Below are 15,758 nucleotides of genomic sequence, written 5' to 3'. Positions count from 1 at the left end.
GGTCACCAGCCGACGCCCCGAAAGCACGTAGCGTACGTCGGCACGTACAGTACGGCAGTACATTCATTACTTCGGCACGCGAACTTCGCGGTATGCCGGTGAGCATCGAGGACTTCGAGTCCGACGACCTGCCGCGGGGGCCCAGCGTCCCCGAGCAGGTGGTCTCGTTCCTCCTCGCGAACGACGACCAAGCGTTCACGCGCTCGGAGATAGCGACGGCGCTCGGCGAGGACGCGAACACGGTCGGGACCGCGCTCTCGCGGCTCAAGGATCGCGAGCTCGTCCGACACAAGGGCGCGTACTGGGCAATCACCGCCGACCGCGACCGCGTCGCCGCCGCGTACGACCTCCACGCCGCCGGCGAGCGACTCGACGACGAAGACGGCGGCATCGACGCCGACGACTGGAATGCCGCTGCGCCCGACGAACGCCACCCCAGCGAGCGCGACGACGGAGCGTGACCGTGCAGCCCGACCGGGGCGACGTGGTCCGGAGCGCCGACCCGTTCAAACTCGGCGAGGACCGGCAGCGACCGTGGCTCGTCGTCAACAACGACGGCCACCCGTTCGGCGACGAGCAGTGCGTCGCCGTCGCCGTCTCGACGAAATCCTACGATGAGTCGCTGGCGCTCGCCGACGGCGTCTGGGAGGTCGGCGGCGTCCCGCGCGAGTCGTTCGTCTCGCCGTGGGCCGCACTCGCCGCGCCACGAGGACCTCGTCGCGTGGCAGGGGCGCGTCACGGACGCGTTCGTCGACCGCGTCGTTAAAGAACTGACCGCGTATCTCCGGTAGCAGACGCGCGTTCTCCCGCTCGAATCAGGTCACCTGTTCCTCGCTCTCGCCGTACGCGAGGTGGGCGTCGGCGTCCAGAATGTCGCGAATCTCATCGACGGCGAGCCAGACGTCCTCGAAGCCGACGAAGTAGGGGGAGGGCGCGACGCGGACGACGTTCGGCGGGCGGAAGTCCACGACGACGCCGCGGTCGCGGAGCGCGCGGCTGAGCTTCCCGGCGTCGGGGTGTTTGACGGCGACGTGGCCGCCGCGCCGGTCGGCCTCCCGGGGCGTCCCGACCGCGCACTCGGGGAGGCGTTCGTCCACGAGGCTGATGAGGTACCGCGTCAACGCCACGGAGCGCTCGCGCAAGGAGTCCACGCCGGCGGCTTCGGTGACGTCGAGCGAGCCGAACAGCGGGGCGGCGGCGAAGACGGACACGGTCCCGATTTGGAAGGCGGCGGCGCCCCGCGCGGGGTCGAACTCGGGTTCTAGGTCGAACTGCGTGTCGTCGGCGTTCCCCCACCAGCCCGCCATCGCGGGCGGGAGGTCGAAGTGCTCCTCGCGGACGTAGAGGCCGCCGATGGCGCCGGGGCCAGCGTTGAGGTACTTGTAACTGCACCACACCGCGAAGTCCACGCCGTCGAAGTGGAGGTCGTGGTCGACGACGCCCACGGAGTGCGCGAGGTCGAAGCCCGCGAACGCGTCGTGGTCGTGGGCGATGTCGGTGATGGCTTCGACGTCGAGCAACTGGCCGCTCCGGTACAGCACCGACGGCATGAACACGATGGCGGTGTCGTCGCTGACAGCGTCCGCGATTGCGTCCGGCTCGATTGTGCGGCCGTCGTCGCTCTCCACGACGACGAGGTGGTCGTCGGGGTCGAGGCCGCGCGCTCGCAGCTGGGAGCGAATCGCGTAGTGGTCCGTCGGGAAGTCCAGTTCGTTGACGACGACCTCGGTGCCGTCGGCGGCGTCGAGGAACGTCCCGACGAGCGCGTGGATGTTGACCGTCGTGGAGTTCGCGGCGACGCACTCCGCGGGCTTCGCGCCGACGACGTCGGCGAGCCGGTCGCCGAGGCGCTCGCCGTACTCGAACCACGGCGGCTCGGCCTCCGTCCACCCCTCGATGCCCAGTTCCCTCCACTGTTCGAGGGCGCGCTCCAGCGCGTGCGCGGCGTCCTGCCCGTGGACGCCGAGGCTGTTCCCGTCCATGTAGACGGCGTCCTCGGGCACGGAGAACCGCTCGCGGAGCCCGGTCAGCGACGACTCGGCGTCCCGCATCCGGGCGGCCGCCCGCGACGCGTCGAACTCGTCCATGTCTGGTCGTTCGCGTCGAGACTCATGTACGTTCTGTCGGCGCGCCGCGGCGGGGGTTCCGCGCGCCAAGCCCCAGTATCAACGCCCCAAGTGTCGAAATTGTACCACGCTGGTTATCGGACGTAAGAACGCCGCAGAAGGTTTAACTACCGGGTCCGGCGTTCCGGGGAGCATGGCTGATGTCAGAGGCCGATTCGGTGCGGAGAGCGCAAGTACTGCCAGAAATTCGCGGGGGCGGCCGCCGACGACCAGCGAGCGTGAGCGGCCATGAAGATTCGAACGAAGCTCATCGCGCTGTGTCTGGTCATCTCGCTGGTGCCGGTGTCCGCGGTCGGCGTCACCGGCCTCCAGAACATGGAGTCGGTCGGCTCGTACGCCCAACAGGAGAGCACCGCGCAGCTCGAAGACCAGATAACGGGCGAACTGAACGGGACCGTCCACTCCCGGCAGGCGGAGTTCCAGAACCTCCTGAACGTGCGGAGCGTCGACGCCCGGTCGCTGTCGGAGTCGACGCCCGTGCAGAACTACGAGGCCGCGAACGCCGGGGAGATGGAGCTCATACGCGAGCAGAGCCAGCGGCAGGTCGGCTACGTCGCGCTCCAGATGCACTCCACCGTCGAGACCACCAAACAGCAGCTGCTCGACGACCAGTACGACGGGCAGTCGTGGGGGGCGCTCAGCGCGAGCGAGCAGCAGGCCGTCAAGGACGAGGTCGAACAGCGGCTGTTCGGCACTAGCGGCGACTTCACGCAGTCCGGCGGGACGCTCTCCGGGGCGATGCAGCCGGGGTACATCGGCGACACCGGCTACGCGTACGTCACCAGCCTCGACTCGCGAGTCGTCGCCCACCACAGCCTCGAAGACGGCTACAGCCTCCGCGAGGACGCCGGGCTGACGGTCTTCGACGACATCGAATCCACCGTCAACTCCGACGAGGCCATCCGGAACGGCGAGGAGTGGGGTGTCGCCGAGTACGGCTGGGAGGACACCACGCAGGAGGGCAACCCCGTCGAGCAGAAGTTCATCGCGTACACGTACCACGAGGACTTCGACTGGGTGCTCGCGCCGAACGTCTACTACTACGAGCTCCAGACCAGCGCCGTCGCCGACGCCCGCGACGGCATCCGGGACTCGTTCCGCAGCTACATGGAGAGCCGCACCGTCACCGTCGGCGAAGAGGAGCGGCCCGCCTACGACGAGATCGTGCTGACCGACGACACCGGCGACGGCGTCGTCCGCGCGCACCGGACCGCCGACGGGACGGTCGCCACCGAGACCGTGAAGGACACGTCCTACGCGGACACCGACTGGTACGCCGAGACGGAGTCGCTCCCGAACGGCGAGGTCCACGTCAGCGACGTGCAGACCGTCGACGGCGAACAAGTGGTGTACATCTCGACGCCGGTGTACTACGACGGCGAGGTCGCGGGCGTGGTGTCGCTGCGCTTCGACTACAGCATCATCTCGGACATCGCGACCGACATCACGGTCGGGGACTCCGGCTACCTGAGCGTCGTCGCCGGCGACGGCACGGTCCTCAGCCACCCCAACGAGTCGGTCGTCGCCTCCGGCGCGTCCATCACCAGCGAGTCCTACGCCGGGACGCTCGCGGGCGACGCAGCGAACACCGTCCTCGCCGGGGACACCGGCCTGCGGACGTTCGAGCGCACGGCCGCGGACGGCTCGACCGAGCGCTTCTACGCGGCGTACGCGCCGCTGGAGTTCGGCGACAGACAGCTGGCGCTGCTCGGGACCGTCCCGGCGACCGACGTGACCGGGCCGGCGGACGCCCTCGCGGCGGCCGTCGACAGCCGCACGACGGACGCGCGCAACCTCCTGTTGTTGCTCGTCGCGGTCGTCATCGTCGCCGTCGTGGCGCTCGGCTACTACGCCGCGCGGTACTTCTCGCGGCCCATCGAGGCGGTCCGCGACCAGGCCACGGCGCTCTCGCAGGGGCGCTTCGAGGACGGCACCGACGTGGACGCGCCCGACGACGAAATCGGCGAGCTCGTGAACGCGTTCGAGGACATGCGGCGGAACCTCCGCCGGCAGGTCGCGCAACTTCGGGACGTCAGCACGGGGCTCGAACAGGGCGAACTCGACCAGGACGTGGACACGGACCTCCCCGGCGAGTTCGGCGCCATCATGACCGAACTCGACGGCGGCATCGACCGCCTGCAGGTGGGCTTCGACGAGATTCGCGCGACCAGCGGGCGGATTCGGGAGGGCGACCTCGACAGCGACGTCGACACCGACCTCCCCGGCGAGTACGGCGCGGTCCTGACGGACCTCGACGCGGGCGTCCAGCAGCTCTCGGGGAGCTTCGACCAGCTCGGCGAGGTCAGCCGCCAGCTCCGCGAGGGCGACCTCGACCAGGACATCGACACCGACCTCCCGGGTCAGTACGGCGAGGTCATGACCGACCTCGAGGCCGGCGTCGAGGAGCTGGAAGCCAGCCTCGCGGAGGTCCGCGAGGTCGCCGAGAAGTTCGCGGAGCTGAGCGACGAGACCGCCGCCAGCGCCGAGGAGATCAAGTCCGCGAGCCAGGAGACCGCGCAGGCCGTCGAGCAAATCGCCAGCGGCGCCGACCAGCAGACCGAGCAGCTGCAGTCGGTCTCCCACGAGATGAACGACCTCTCGGCGACCATTGAGGAAGTGGCGTCGTCCTCCGAGGACGTCGTCGCGACCGCCAACGAGGCCGTCGAGCTGGCCGACCGCGGCCGCGACCACGCTGCGGACGCCACCGACGAGATTTCGGCCATCGAGTCCGAGGCCGACGAGGCCGTCCAGCAGGTCGAGGAGCTAGACGACCAGATCGAGGAGATCAACGAGATCGTCGGGCTCATCACGGACATCGCCGAGCAGACGAACCTGCTGGCGCTGAACGCGTCCATCGAGGCCGCGCGCGCCGGCGAGGCCGGCGAGGGCTTCGCCGTGGTCGCGAACGAAATCAAGACGCTGGCCGCGGAGGCCGGCGACGCCACCGACGAGGTGGAGGCGCTCATCGACGAGATTCAGGACAGCACCGACGCCACCGTCGAGGACATGCAGTCGATGCAACACCGCGTGGAGACGGGGTCGGAGACCATCGCGGGCGCAATCGAGATGTTCGACGACATCGCGGAGGCCGTGACGGACGCGGGCCGCGGCGTCGAGGAGATTTCGGACGCGACCGAGGATCAGGCGGTCTCCACGGAGGAGGTCGTCGCGATGGTCGACGAGGTCTCCAGCGTCAGCGAGGAGTCCGCCGCCGAGGCGAGCAACGTCTCCGCCGCCACCGAGGAGCAGACCGCCGCCATCGACGAGGTGACGACGAACATCCAGAACGTCTCGCAGTCCGCGCAGTCGCTGCAGACGCTGGTCGCGCAGTTCGACGTCGCCGACGACGCGGGGACGGCCGGCGAGAGCTACGAGCCGTCCGAGCGGGAGTTCGACTTCGACGCGGACGGCGCCGACCAGGGGGCGGCCACCGACGGCGGGAACGCCGACGCCGACCCGGCCGACGACTAGCCGCGCTCCCCTGTTTTCTGCGAGCCGAACGTTCACGTCGCCGCGGCGCGACGACCGAGCCGTGACCGCACTCGACCCCGAACTCGCCGCGGCAATCGAGGCAATCGAGGCCGCCGGCGTCCCCGAGTGGCACCGGCTCTCGGTCGCGAGCGCGCGCCGCGTCGAGGACGACGTGTTCACGCCCGACGAGCGCCGCGACGTGGCGTTCGTCCGCGACCTCTCCTTGTCGGGACCGGGCGGCGACGTGCCCGTGCGAATCTACCACGACGACCCCGACCAGCCCGCGCCCGTGGTCGTCTTCTACCACGGCGGCGGCTGGACGCTCGGGACGTTGGACTCCATCGGCGGCGTCTGCCACGAACTCGCCGCTCGCGCGGGCTGTGTCGTCGTGAGCGTGGACTACCGGCTGGCGCCCGAGCACCCGTTCCCCGCGCCGCTCGACGACGCGTACGCCGCGCTGGAGTGGACCGTCGAGACCGCCGACGCGTTCGGCGGCGACCCCGAGCGCGTCTCCGTCGCGGGGACGAGCGCGGGCGGCAACCTCGCGGCCGCCGTCGCGCTGCGCGCCCGGGACTTCGACGGCCCCGAGATTGCTTCCCAGCACCTCCTCTACCCGATGACCGACCGCGACACGACTCGACCGTCCTACGAGGAGCACGGCGACGGCCCGCTGCTGACGCGCGCGGCCGTCGACTGGTTCTGGGAGCACTACTGCCGGAGCCCCGTGGACGCCGCGAACCCGTACGCCAGCGTCCTGCGTGCGGACAGCCACGCGCCGACCTCCCGCCCGCGACGGTCGTCACCGCCGGCCACGACCCGCTGCGCGACGAGGGGCGCGCGTACGCGGACGCGCTCGACGACGCCGGAACGCCGGTCGAACGCCTGCACTACCCGTCGATGGCGCACGGCTTCCTCAGCCTCGCCGACGACGTGGCGGTCGCCGACGACGCACTCGACGCCGTGGCAGCGCGCGTCCGCTCGTCGTGACGAGTGCGCGCGGTTCGACGCACGTATCACCATCCGGCGGCGACCTCCATCCGAATGAGTCGCTACCGAACTGCGGGCAAGTACCTGTTGTTGGCTGCCATCTGGGGGACGGCGTTCATGGCGACGGACGTCGGCCTCGCGGACCTCCCCGCGGTCCCGTTCGCGGCCGTGCGCTTCGACGTCGCCGCCGTACTGCTGTTCGGTGCCGTCCTCGCGTCCGGCACCGACGTCCGACCGCGGACCCGCGACGACTACGTCTACGTGCTGGTCGGCGGCGCGCTGATGATCGGCGTCCACCACGCGTTCCTGTTCGCCGGCCAGCAGTACGTCGCCGGCGGCGTCGCCGCCGTCCTCCTCGGCCTCATCCCGGTGGTGACGCCCGCGCTCACGCGGCTGGTCGCCACCGACGAGCAGTTCACCGCCGCGACCGCGCTCGGCGTCGTGCTCGGGTTCGCGGGCGTCGTCGTCATCGCCGACCCCGACCCGTCGAACCTCGGGGACAGCGCGCTGGGTGTCGGGCTCGTGCTGGCGTCCGCGCTCGCGTTCGCGCTCGCGGCCGTCCTCACGCACAGCCGCGACCCGTCGCTGCCGTTCCTCGCGACGCAGGCGTGGATGATGGCCGTCGGCGCGGTCGTCCTCCACGTCGCCGTGCTCGCGCTCCCCGGCCAGTCGTTCGCCGCCGCGACGTGGACGCCCTCGGCGCTGGGCGCCATCGCGTACCTCGCCGCCGTCGCCGGCGCCGGCGGCTTCCTGCTGTACTTCGTGTTGCTGGACGAGTTGGGGCCGATAGAGATGAGCTTCATCGAGTACGTGATTCCCGTGTTCGCGGCGCTGGCGGGCTGGCTCGTGCTCGGGCAGGAAGTGACCGCGACGACCGCGACCGGGTTCGTGTTCATCCTCGCGGGCTTCCTCGCCGCGAAGTTCCGCGCCATCAGAACAGAGCTCCGGCGGTTCGCGGGCGAGACGCCGTCGCGGCCCGCGGACTAGTTCAGGCCGACCGTCGCGAGCCGGCGCGTGTACTGCCGCACGAGGTTCCCGTTCTCGTCGTAGAGGTGGACGCGGAACTGCTCGCGGTCCATCGTGGACTCGACGGCCGACGCCTCAACCGTGAACTCGAAGGGCGGGTCGTCGACGGCGAGCAACTGCTCGCCCGCGCTCGTGACGACCACGCGCTCGACGCGCTCGGCGTTCGTCACCTCACACGCGACGGTCTCGCCGCCGGACTCGGTGGTACACGCCAACTCGGGCTGGGCGGCCGTCGCGCCGTCCCCGCCCATCGCGGACCCGAAGTCCACCGCCATCGCGCCCGCGGAGAACGTCCCCGCGACCGCGACGGCCGCGAGGAACACCACGAGCATCGCGGTCGGCAGGCGCTTCCCGACGCGCTGGCGCAACCCCGCGGAGCGCCGCCAGCGCAGCGCCAGCGGAATCACGACGAGGTGGTGAATCGGCCCGTAGACGAGCACGACGGCGCCGTATGCCATCGTGTAGTCGAGGACGCCCCAGTCCACGTACGACCCGAGGACGTTCGACCCCGCCCACAGAAAGCACCCGAGGAAGACGAGCGCCCCGCTCTTCAGCACGCGCCAGCTCACCGAGTTCGCGTAGTAGACGGTCTTGGCGGTGCGCCAGCCGCCGCGAGCGACGCTGGCGACGCCGGCGAGCACGGACGGCGACGTCTCGGTCTGGTTAGCCACGCTGCGTCACCCTGTGTAGACGTTGGCGGCTACGGCGGGTGGGGGTTGTCCCGAATATATTTGCCCGCGGTCAGGGGCCGATCTCCCAGACCTGCGAGAGCAGGAACCAGTTCAGCGCGTACAGCACGACGAACACGCCGAAGAACACGAGCACGAGCACGAACGTCCCGCGCATGCTCTGGTCGTGGGGCGGGTCGGCGTCGCCGCTGCCGGGGGAGATGGCGCGGTCCTCGACGATGGGCGGCGTGAACTCGCCGCCGAAGAGGAGCGTGCCGACCGCGACGACGACGAACAGCGCGCCCGCGACGACCGAGAGGATGGCGGCCGCCCCGAACACCACGAAGAACGGCTCGGCCGGCGAGAAGTCGAACGCCGTCCCCGGGATGTCCATCACGGAGGGGTGGCGCCGCGGCACGCCGAACAGCAGGCCGAGGTACATCATCATCAGGCAGACGACGGCCATCGCGCCGCCGTAGAAGAACGGCTGAATCGACGCGAGCCGGCTGGCGAACCAGTCGCGGCCGAACACCAGCCGGAGCACGTAGTACGCCAGCCCCATGAACGACAGCGTCGTGCCGAGGACGACGGTGGCGTGGAAGTGCCCGGGGACCGCGAGGTTGTTGTGCCAGCTCATGTTGAGCTGCATCTGCCCCATCATCACGCCCGTGATGCCGCCGAGGAACCCGAACAGGATGATCGAGAGAATCGTGGAGGAGAACCCGGGGTCCTTCCACGGCGCGGACCACAGCCAGCCGAACAGGCCGCCGCCCGCGCCCTTCCGCCGGCGGCCGGCTTCCAGCCCCGCGGGGATGGCGAACGCGTGAATCATCGACGCGACGACCGCCCCGTACGCCGCGTAGGACGTGTTCCACATCCGCCACGCCGAGGACAGCGCGGGGTCGGACATCAGGTGGTGGGCGGCGCCGAGGTTGATGAAGAACAGGTAGAGCACGAACGCGACGCGGGAGACCTTCTCGGAGGCGACCTCCGCGCCGCCGATGACGTGGGTCATGAAGTACCAGACCGTGATCATCGCCAGCAGGTTGATCTGCTGGCTGCCGTGGCCGATGGTCCAGAACATCTGCCGGTACCACGCCGCGTCCAGGTGCTCGAAGAAGCCGATGCGCCAGAGGAACGCGGGCGTGAGCGCGGTGATGCCGCCGACCAGCGCCTCCAAGGCGATGACGCCCGTGATGAACGCGCCGAACGTGATGAGCGGCAGCGTCTTGGTCGGGTTCTCGCGCTTCTCGCGCCACAGCGTCACGAAGAACGGGACGGCGGCGACCAGCGCCCCGAGCAGGAACAACACGGCGCCCGCGAAGTACGGCGCCGGCGACGGCAGCGGCACGTACGACGTGTAGAACGGCGCCTGATTCGGGAGGTCGTAGGTGGCGATGCTGTAGACGGCGAGGCCGCCGCCCAGCAGCATGATGCCGTAGCCCGCCCACCCGAGCTTCGGGACGGAGAGCTTCCGCCCGAGGACGAACGGCCCGCCGACGTAGAGGATGGCGATTTCCATGAACACCATCCAGAACAGAATCATGAACCACGCGTGCAGGCTCGTGAACCGGTAGTACTTCCCGGGGCCGAGGAGGCCGATTGCCTCCCAGCGCGTGAGCGCGACCGTCAGCGCGAACGCGCCGCCGACCGCCAGCGACACGATGGCCGTGAGGCCGAACAGTTTCACGAGGTCCTCGGCGGACTTGTGAATCGTCAGTCCCGTGACGCCGCACTCCCGGAAGCCGTCGTCGTCGTAGTCGAACGTAGCTAACCCGAACATCTCAGACCACCTCCACGACGCCCTTCATCCCCATGCCGACGTGGGGCTCGCAGTAGTACTTGTAGACGCCCTGCTCGTCGAAGGTCACCGAGTGGCTGTACCCCTCGTTCTCGAAGGACTCGACGCCCTGCCAGCCCGCGCCGTCGGGCTGGGACTCCACGAGGACGTTGTGGTTGTCCGACACCCACTCGAAGTTCACCGTCGTCCCCGAGGACACCTGCACGGCGGTCGGCGCGAACGCGTACGGCCCGCCGTTCCCCTCGGCGCCGACCTCCACGGTGACCTCGCTCTGGTCGGTGGCGTCGGTCGGCGACCCGCCGAAGCTGTCGGTCGCGCCGCCGCGCCCGTCGCTCGTGAACCAGCCGTCGTAGGCGGCGTCCGAGGAGTCCTTGCTACTACTGCCGGTCTCGACGGGCTCGTGGTCCCGCACGACGAACGTGCCGTGCATCGTGCGGTGGCCGACGCCGCAGAACTCGTTGCAGACGACGTGGTAGGTGCCCGTCTCGTCGAAGGACATCTCCACGACCCACTCGTAGCCCGGGAGAATCTGGAGCGAGATCTGCTTGCTGAGGTTGCCCTCCGGGCGCACACCGAAGCCGTGCTGGACGTCGTAGGCGCCGAGGTGGAACTTGTACGTCTCGCCGGGCCGCAACACTACGGGGAGGCCGTCCCACGCCCACTGGAGCGCGCCGACGTAGACGTCGTTGCCGTCCGGCACGAGCAGCTCCTCGCCGTCGACTTCCAGCGTGCCCGCAGACTCCTTGAACGACTGGACTTTCTGCCGGAAGCGCTCGGTGCTCACCTCGTAGGTCTGTCCGGTCTGGTTCTGCTCGCCGACCTGCGTCCAGCCGAGCATCCAGCCGAACATCGACACCGCCCACGCGCCCGAGATGCCCAGCCAGATGGACTCCCGGCGGTTGACCTTCTGGTTCCACCAGTTCCCCTCGGGGGACTCCAGCGGCGAGTGTTCGTCGTCGCTCATCGAATCACCCCATGGGAACCGTGAAGATGTCGATTACACCCCACAACACGTACGAAATCACGAAGTAGAGGATTGCCGCGCCCGCCAGCAGCCACTCGCTGTCCAGTAGCTGCTGGGGCCACGGTGCGGTCCCGTCGTTCGTTTCGGCCGACATAGTGGGCCGTCGTGACGCTCCCCCGGTGGGTGTTGTCCCGAACTCGTTCGCCTCGGTTATCAGTGACTGGGGACGCGACCGCTCCGCCCGGCGGCGGGAGCGACAGTCAGGTCTGTGCCGCCAGCCAGTCCAGTTGCGCGTTCAGCTCCGTGCGGCGCTGGCGCTCGATGACCGTCGCGTCCAGCACGTCGCCGACCACGGGCACGTCGAGCGCGAACTCGGTGCGCGCCGTGACCTCGCACTCGTCGCCGCCGGCCAGCGGTTCGACCACGTACTCGGTCCACATCGACTCGAAGATGCCCTCGCGTTGCTCGTAGGCGAGCGCCGCGCCCTCCCGCTCGACGACGGCCAGCTCCAGCTCGATTTCCGCGGGGCCGACCTGATTGGCCACGCGAACCGCCTCGCCGTCTACCTCCACGTCGTCGAAGCCCGCCGAGCGCACGAACCCCTCGACGTCTGCCATCGCGTCCCGGACGGCGTCGGGCGGAGCGGCGACGCGGCGCGTCTCCGTGACCTCGTTCATGGAACCGCCTTCGCTGGGCTGTCAAAAGCAGCTTTCCCACGCTCCCAGCCCGCGGGAACGTCAGTCGTCGGCGGGTGCGTCCGCGTCCGCGAGCGTGCCGGCGGCGGCCTCGTCGGCGACCGGCCGCACGCGCACCGCGCACTGCTTGAAGTTCGGCTCGTCCGAGCGCGGGTCCGTCTCCGGGAGCGTCAGCGCGTTCGTCTCCGGGTGGTGAATCGGCAGCCACACCAGTCCTTCGGGCACCGCTTCGTCCACTTCCACGCGCACGGGAACGGTCGCGCGCCGTGACTCTACGACCGCCTCGTCGGCGTCCGCCGAGACGTCGGCCTCCTCGATGGTCTCGGGGTTGACGCGCGCGAGCGGGTTCGCGGGCGCATCCTCGCCCCGCGAGCGCACGCCCGTGTTGTAGCCGTCCGCCTCGCGCGCCGTCGTCAGCGTGAGCGGGTACGTCTCGTTCGTCGGCTCCGGGAGGCCCTCGTGGCGTCCGGTGGAGAAGCGCGCCTTCCCCGAGGGCGTCGGGAACGACCAGTCGCCGTCGTCGTAGTAGCGGTAGCCGCCCTGCGAGACGGCGTCCGGCGCCGGCCAGCGCACGGCTTGCTGTTCGTCGAGGCGCGCGTAGCTGATGCCCGAGAGGTCCGCCAGCGTCCCCGCCGTCAGCGCCGCGAGCTCGTCGAAGACGTCCCGGGGGTCGGGGTCGCCGAGGAGCCCGGGGACCAGCAGCTCTCCAATCGTGGTGATGATGTCGAGGTCCGTCCGCACGTCCGGTACGAGGTCCGATGCCGGCCGGATCCGGGAGACGCGGCGCTCCATGTTCACCGCCGTCCCCGAGGACTCGCCCCACGTCGCCGCCGGCAACACGACGTCCGCCAGCTCCGTCGTCTCGGTGTGGAAGGCGTCCTGCGCGACGAGGAATGCGTCTTCGAGGTGCTCGCGCGCCGCGGAGGCGTCCGGCAGGCCCGCCGCGGGGTTCGTCGCGACCGTCCAGACCGCCTCGACTGGTCCGTCCCCGATTGCGTTCACGAGCCCCACGGGTCCCGGCCCGGGGTCGTCGGGGAGGCGTTCGACGGGAACATCCCACGCGTCCGCGACGACCCGCCGCTCGTCCGGGTCCGAGAACGACCGCATCCCCGGCCACGACCCCTTCGAGGAGCACACGCGCGTCCCCATCGAGTTCGCCTGCCCGGTCAGCGAGAACGGCCCCGTGCCCGGCCCGAGGTTCCCGGTCGCGAGACAGAGGTCCACGAGCGCGCCCGCCGTCTCCGTTCCCTGCGTGCTCTGATTCACGCCCATCCCCCAGTAGACGAGCGTCTGCTCGCCGAACGCGTCCGCGAGCTTCTCGACAGTCTCCATATCGACGCCGGCGGTCGCGGCGGCTTCCTCCGGGTCCGGGAGGTCGCCGCGTAGCTCCTCGAAGCCCGTGGTCGCCTCCGCGACGAACTCCTCGTCGACGTCGCCGCGCTCGACGACGCGAGCCAGCACCGCCCGCGCGAGCGCGAGGTCCGTCCCCGGTTCGAGCGCGACGTGCTCGTCGGCGCCCTGCGCGGTCTTGGTGCCGACCGGGTCCACGACCACGAGTTCGCTGTCGTCGGCGGTCGCGCTCTCGGAAATCCAGCGGAACATCACCGGGTGGGCGACCGCCGGGTTCGCGCCCCAGACGACGTGCGTCTGCGCGTCCTCGATGTCGTCGTACGTGCACGGCGGCGCGTCGCTGCCGAACGCGTCGTAGTACGCAGTCACGGCGCTCGCCATGCAGAGTGTGGTGTTGGCGTCGTAGTAGCGAGTCCCGAACCCGCCGCGGGCGAGCTTCCCGAGCGCGTACGCCGCCTCGTTGGTCTGCTGGCCGCTCCCCAGCACCGCGACGCTGTCGTGGTCGCGTTCGAGCGCGGCGCCGAACTCGTTGGCGATGCGCGAGAGCGCCACGTCCCACGTCGTCGGCTGGAGGTCGCCGTCCATCCGCACGAGCGGACGTGTCAGCCACGTCCCGTCGGGGTCTTTCGTCTCCTTGACGCCCCGGGAGCACGCCAGCCCGCGGTTGACGGGGTGGGTGACGTCGCCGCGCACGGTCCCGATGCCGTAGCCGGCGTCCACGCGGTCGGTCAGGTGGCCGCAGCCGACCGCACACCGCATGCACGTGGTCTGAACCGGCTCGCTCACGCGTCGTCCACCTCGGCCGAGCGGTCGGCGTTCGCCGGGAGCAGTTCGGGCGCGACGTCCATCGGCGCCGTCGAGGCCGCCGCGTCGTCAGTCATCGCTCTCGGTGGCCAGCGGCGTGCCGTCGGCGGCGGTCGGCGCCGGACTGTCCCCCTCCGCGAACGGGTACCACGACTGCTTGGCGTCGTAGAGGCAGGGGTCGGTGTACCCCTCGACCTCCTCGGGCTCCGCGAGGTCGACGATGGTCTCGTGGCCGGTCGCCTCCACCCACTCGCGGAACGTCTGCCCGTCCTCGCGGAGCGCCGCGAACGCCCGCACGAGGTTCGCAATCATCCCCGGAAGCTCGTCGGCGGGGACGCGCTGGCGCACCCAGTCGATGAACGTCGGCTCCTCGCCGACGCCGCCGCCGACGCCGACGTCCACGGCCTCGACCATCTCGCCGTCCTTCCGCGCGCGCATCCCCTGGAGGCCGATGTCCGCGGTCATCGCCTGCCCGCAGTCCGCGGTGCAGCCCGAGAAGTGCATCTTGATGCGGTCCACGTCGTCAGGCACCTCCACGTTGTCGCCGAGCCAGCGCAGCAGGCGCGCCATCCGCGCCTTCGTCTCCGTGAGCGCCAGCGAGCAGAACTCCGTGCCCGTACAGGCCATCGCGCCCTGCTCGAAGGGGTTGGGCTCGGGCTTGTGCTTGCCGAGCAGCGGCTCCGCGAGCAGGTCGTCGAGGTCCTCGTCCGCTACGTCCGTGATGATGGGGTTCTGCCGGCGCGTCAGCCGGACCTCGCCGCTGCCGTACTCGTCGGCGAGGTCCGCGAGTTCGATGGCTTCGTCGGCGCGCAACCGACCGAGTGCGACGTTCAGGCCGACGTAGTTCTGCCCGTCCTTCTGGTCGTAGACGCCGACGTGGTCGTGGGCGCCGCGCTCCGTGGGCTTGCCGGCGTTGTACGTGTACTCGCCGCGGAAGTCGGTGCCCGCGCGCTCCAGTTCGAAGTCCAGCCGGTCGTCGAGGGCGTCCCGAATCTCGTCGGTGCCCCACTCGTCGACGAAGAAGCGCCCGCGGTTCTTCGAGCGGTTCTCGCGGTTGCCTTCCTCGTGGTACAGTTCGACGAACGCGCGCACGGTGTCGTAGGCCTGCTCGCGCGTGACGAAGATGTCCAGCGGACGGGCCCTGCGGGGCTCGCGGCCGCCGAGGCCGCCGCCGACGCGGACGTTGAAGCCGCGGACTTCTTCGCCGTCGACGAGCTTGTGCGCGGGTTCGAGGCCGACGTCGTTGAGCGCGTCCTGCGCGCAGCCCTGCCGGCAGCCCGTCACCGAGATGTTGAACTTCCGGGGCATATTCGCGAGGTCGTCGTCGCCGCGGATGCCCTCCTGAATCTCGTCCAGCAGTTCGCGGCTCTCGACGTACTCGTCGGCCTTCCCGGCCACCGGACAGCCGGAGATGTTGCGCATCGTGTCCCCGCCCGCCGAGCGCGAGGAGACGCCGACGGCTTCGAGTTTCTCCCAGATCTCGGGGATGTCCTCGAGTTTGAGCCAGTGCAGTTGGATGGACTGGCGGGTCGTGAGGTCGATCCAACCGTTCCCGAACTCGGGGTTCTCGGCGGGGCCCTGCGCGTAGTCGCGGGCGACCTCGCCGATGGCCCGCAGCTGGTCCGGTTCGAGGACGCCGCCGCAGTTGGTCAGCCGCATCATGAAGTAGCTCTCCTGGCCGCCGCGCTGGTGGAACACCCCCCAGAACTTGAACCGGGAGAACCACTTGTCGTGTTCGTCCTCGGGAATCGCCTCCCAGCCGCGCTCGGCGAACTCCTCGAGCTGTGCTCTGACTTCGTCCCCGTACTGCTCGGCCTTCCACTCCTCTTTCTTGTGTGCCATCGTGTGTTGTGTGCGTTTGGGCTC

11 protein-coding genes and 2 pseudogenes are annotated in these 15,758 nt (G+C 70.1%); 5 read left to right on the top strand and 8 right to left on the bottom strand.

The genetic code is table 11. The features are described from left to right. The first annotated feature begins 92 nt into the window (after positions 1–92). Positions 93–461 carry a hypothetical protein gene (locus ABSL23_RS10430; RefSeq protein WP_059056534.1) on the top strand — a complete coding sequence of 123 codons (369 nt, stop codon included), beginning with the start codon at positions 93–95 and terminating at the stop codon, positions 459–461. A gap of 2 nt (positions 462–463) precedes the next feature. Continuing rightward, positions 464–791 (top strand): annotated as a pseudogene (locus ABSL23_RS10425) (hypothetical protein). Positions 792–815: 24 nt separating this feature from the next. Here ABSL23_RS10425 and kynU read toward each other — a convergent pair. After that, complete coding sequence (kynU, locus tag ABSL23_RS10420; RefSeq protein WP_353633688.1) at positions 816–2,087, bottom strand: kynureninase; 1,272 nt, start codon at positions 2,085–2,087, stop codon at positions 816–818. Between the two features lie 267 nt (positions 2,088–2,354). Here kynU and ABSL23_RS10415 point away from each other — a divergent pair, with 267 nt between their 5' ends. From ABSL23_RS10415 to ABSL23_RS10405, 3 genes and pseudogenes are all read left to right on the top strand, one after another. After that, the gene (locus ABSL23_RS10415; protein ID WP_353633687.1) at positions 2,355–5,597 is read left to right on the top strand and encodes a methyl-accepting chemotaxis protein; all 3,243 of its coding nucleotides are present in this window, start codon (positions 2,355–2,357) and stop codon (positions 5,595–5,597) included. 61 nt (positions 5,598–5,658) lie between these two features. Then, positions 5,659–6,584 (top strand): annotated as a pseudogene (locus ABSL23_RS10410) (alpha/beta hydrolase). Positions 6,585–6,638: 54 nt separating this feature from the next. Beyond that, positions 6,639–7,571 carry a DMT family transporter gene (locus tag ABSL23_RS10405; protein WP_353633686.1) on the top strand — a complete coding sequence of 311 codons (933 nt, stop codon included), beginning with the start codon at positions 6,639–6,641 and terminating at the stop codon, positions 7,569–7,571. Here the strand turns inward: ABSL23_RS10405 and ABSL23_RS10400 are convergent. The 7 genes from ABSL23_RS10400 to ABSL23_RS10370 form a co-directional block, all read right to left on the bottom strand. Then, positions 7,568–8,281: a hypothetical protein gene (locus ABSL23_RS10400; protein WP_353633685.1), complete on the bottom strand. Its 714-nt coding sequence runs from the start codon at positions 8,279–8,281 to the stop codon at positions 7,568–7,570. The two genes, ABSL23_RS10405 and ABSL23_RS10400, sit on opposite strands and share 4 nt — an antisense overlap. Positions 8,282–8,351: 70 nt before the next feature. Beyond that, positions 8,352–10,061: a cbb3-type cytochrome c oxidase subunit I gene (locus tag ABSL23_RS10395; RefSeq protein ID WP_353633684.1), complete on the bottom strand. Its 1,710-nt coding sequence runs from the start codon at positions 10,059–10,061 to the stop codon at positions 8,352–8,354. Between the two features lies 1 nt (position 10,062). Further along, positions 10,063–11,043, bottom strand: a complete 981-nt coding sequence (locus tag ABSL23_RS10390) for a halocyanin domain-containing protein (protein WP_353633683.1) — start codon at positions 11,041–11,043, stop codon at positions 10,063–10,065. A gap of 4 nt (positions 11,044–11,047) precedes the next feature. Continuing rightward, complete coding sequence (locus ABSL23_RS10385) at positions 11,048–11,197, bottom strand: hypothetical protein (protein WP_169793392.1); 150 nt, start codon at positions 11,195–11,197, stop codon at positions 11,048–11,050. 106 nt (positions 11,198–11,303) lie between these two features. Continuing rightward, positions 11,304–11,720, bottom strand: a complete 417-nt coding sequence (locus ABSL23_RS10380; RefSeq protein WP_353633682.1) for an SRPBCC family protein — start codon at positions 11,718–11,720, stop codon at positions 11,304–11,306. Positions 11,721–11,780: 60 nt separating this feature from the next. Then, positions 11,781–13,847 carry an assimilatory nitrate reductase NasA gene (nasA, locus tag ABSL23_RS10375; protein ID WP_353635376.1) on the bottom strand — a complete coding sequence of 689 codons (2,067 nt, stop codon included), beginning with the start codon at positions 13,845–13,847 and terminating at the stop codon, positions 11,781–11,783. 114 nt (positions 13,848–13,961) lie between these two features. Further along, the gene (locus tag ABSL23_RS10370; protein WP_353633681.1) at positions 13,962–15,734 is read right to left on the bottom strand and encodes a ferredoxin--nitrite reductase; all 1,773 of its coding nucleotides are present in this window, start codon (positions 15,732–15,734) and stop codon (positions 13,962–13,964) included. Positions 15,735–15,758 lie beyond the last annotated feature (24 nt).

It is taken from the genome of Halobacterium sp. NMX12-1, assembly GCF_040435975.1.
GTDB lineage: Archaea > Halobacteriota > Halobacteria > Halobacteriales > Halobacteriaceae > Halobacterium > Halobacterium hubeiense.
Note: the sequence above shows the minus strand (reverse complement) of the source record. Positions and strands in the feature narration are given on the sequence as shown.

What these genes read in the sequence shown, in the direction of transcription:
- ABSL23_RS10370 (WP_353633681.1), bottom strand. Translation starts at nt 15,734, where the DNA reads ATGGCACACAAGAAAGAGGAGTGGAAGGCCGAGCAGTACGGGGACGAA.
- ABSL23_RS10385 (WP_169793392.1), bottom strand. Translation starts at nt 11,197, where the DNA reads ATGTCGGCCGAAACGAACGACGGGACCGCACCGTGGCCCCAGCAGCTA.
- ABSL23_RS10430 (WP_059056534.1), top strand. Translation starts at nt 93, where the DNA reads ATGCCGGTGAGCATCGAGGACTTCGAGTCCGACGACCTGCCGCGGGGG.
- ABSL23_RS10380 (WP_353633682.1), bottom strand. Translation starts at nt 11,720, where the DNA reads ATGAACGAGGTCACGGAGACGCGCCGCGTCGCCGCTCCGCCCGACGCC.
- ABSL23_RS10415 (WP_353633687.1), top strand. Translation starts at nt 2,355, where the DNA reads ATGAAGATTCGAACGAAGCTCATCGCGCTGTGTCTGGTCATCTCGCTG.
- ABSL23_RS10405 (WP_353633686.1), top strand. Translation starts at nt 6,639, where the DNA reads ATGAGTCGCTACCGAACTGCGGGCAAGTACCTGTTGTTGGCTGCCATC.
- ABSL23_RS10390 (WP_353633683.1), bottom strand. Translation starts at nt 11,043, where the DNA reads ATGAGCGACGACGAACACTCGCCGCTGGAGTCCCCCGAGGGGAACTGG.
- nasA (WP_353635376.1), bottom strand. Translation starts at nt 13,847, where the DNA reads ATGCGGTGTGCGGTCGGCTGCGGCCACCTGACCGACCGCGTGGACGCC.
- ABSL23_RS10395 (WP_353633684.1), bottom strand. Translation starts at nt 10,061, where the DNA reads ATGTTCGGGTTAGCTACGTTCGACTACGACGACGACGGCTTCCGGGAG.
- kynU (WP_353633688.1), bottom strand. Translation starts at nt 2,087, where the DNA reads ATGGACGAGTTCGACGCGTCGCGGGCGGCCGCCCGGATGCGGGACGCC.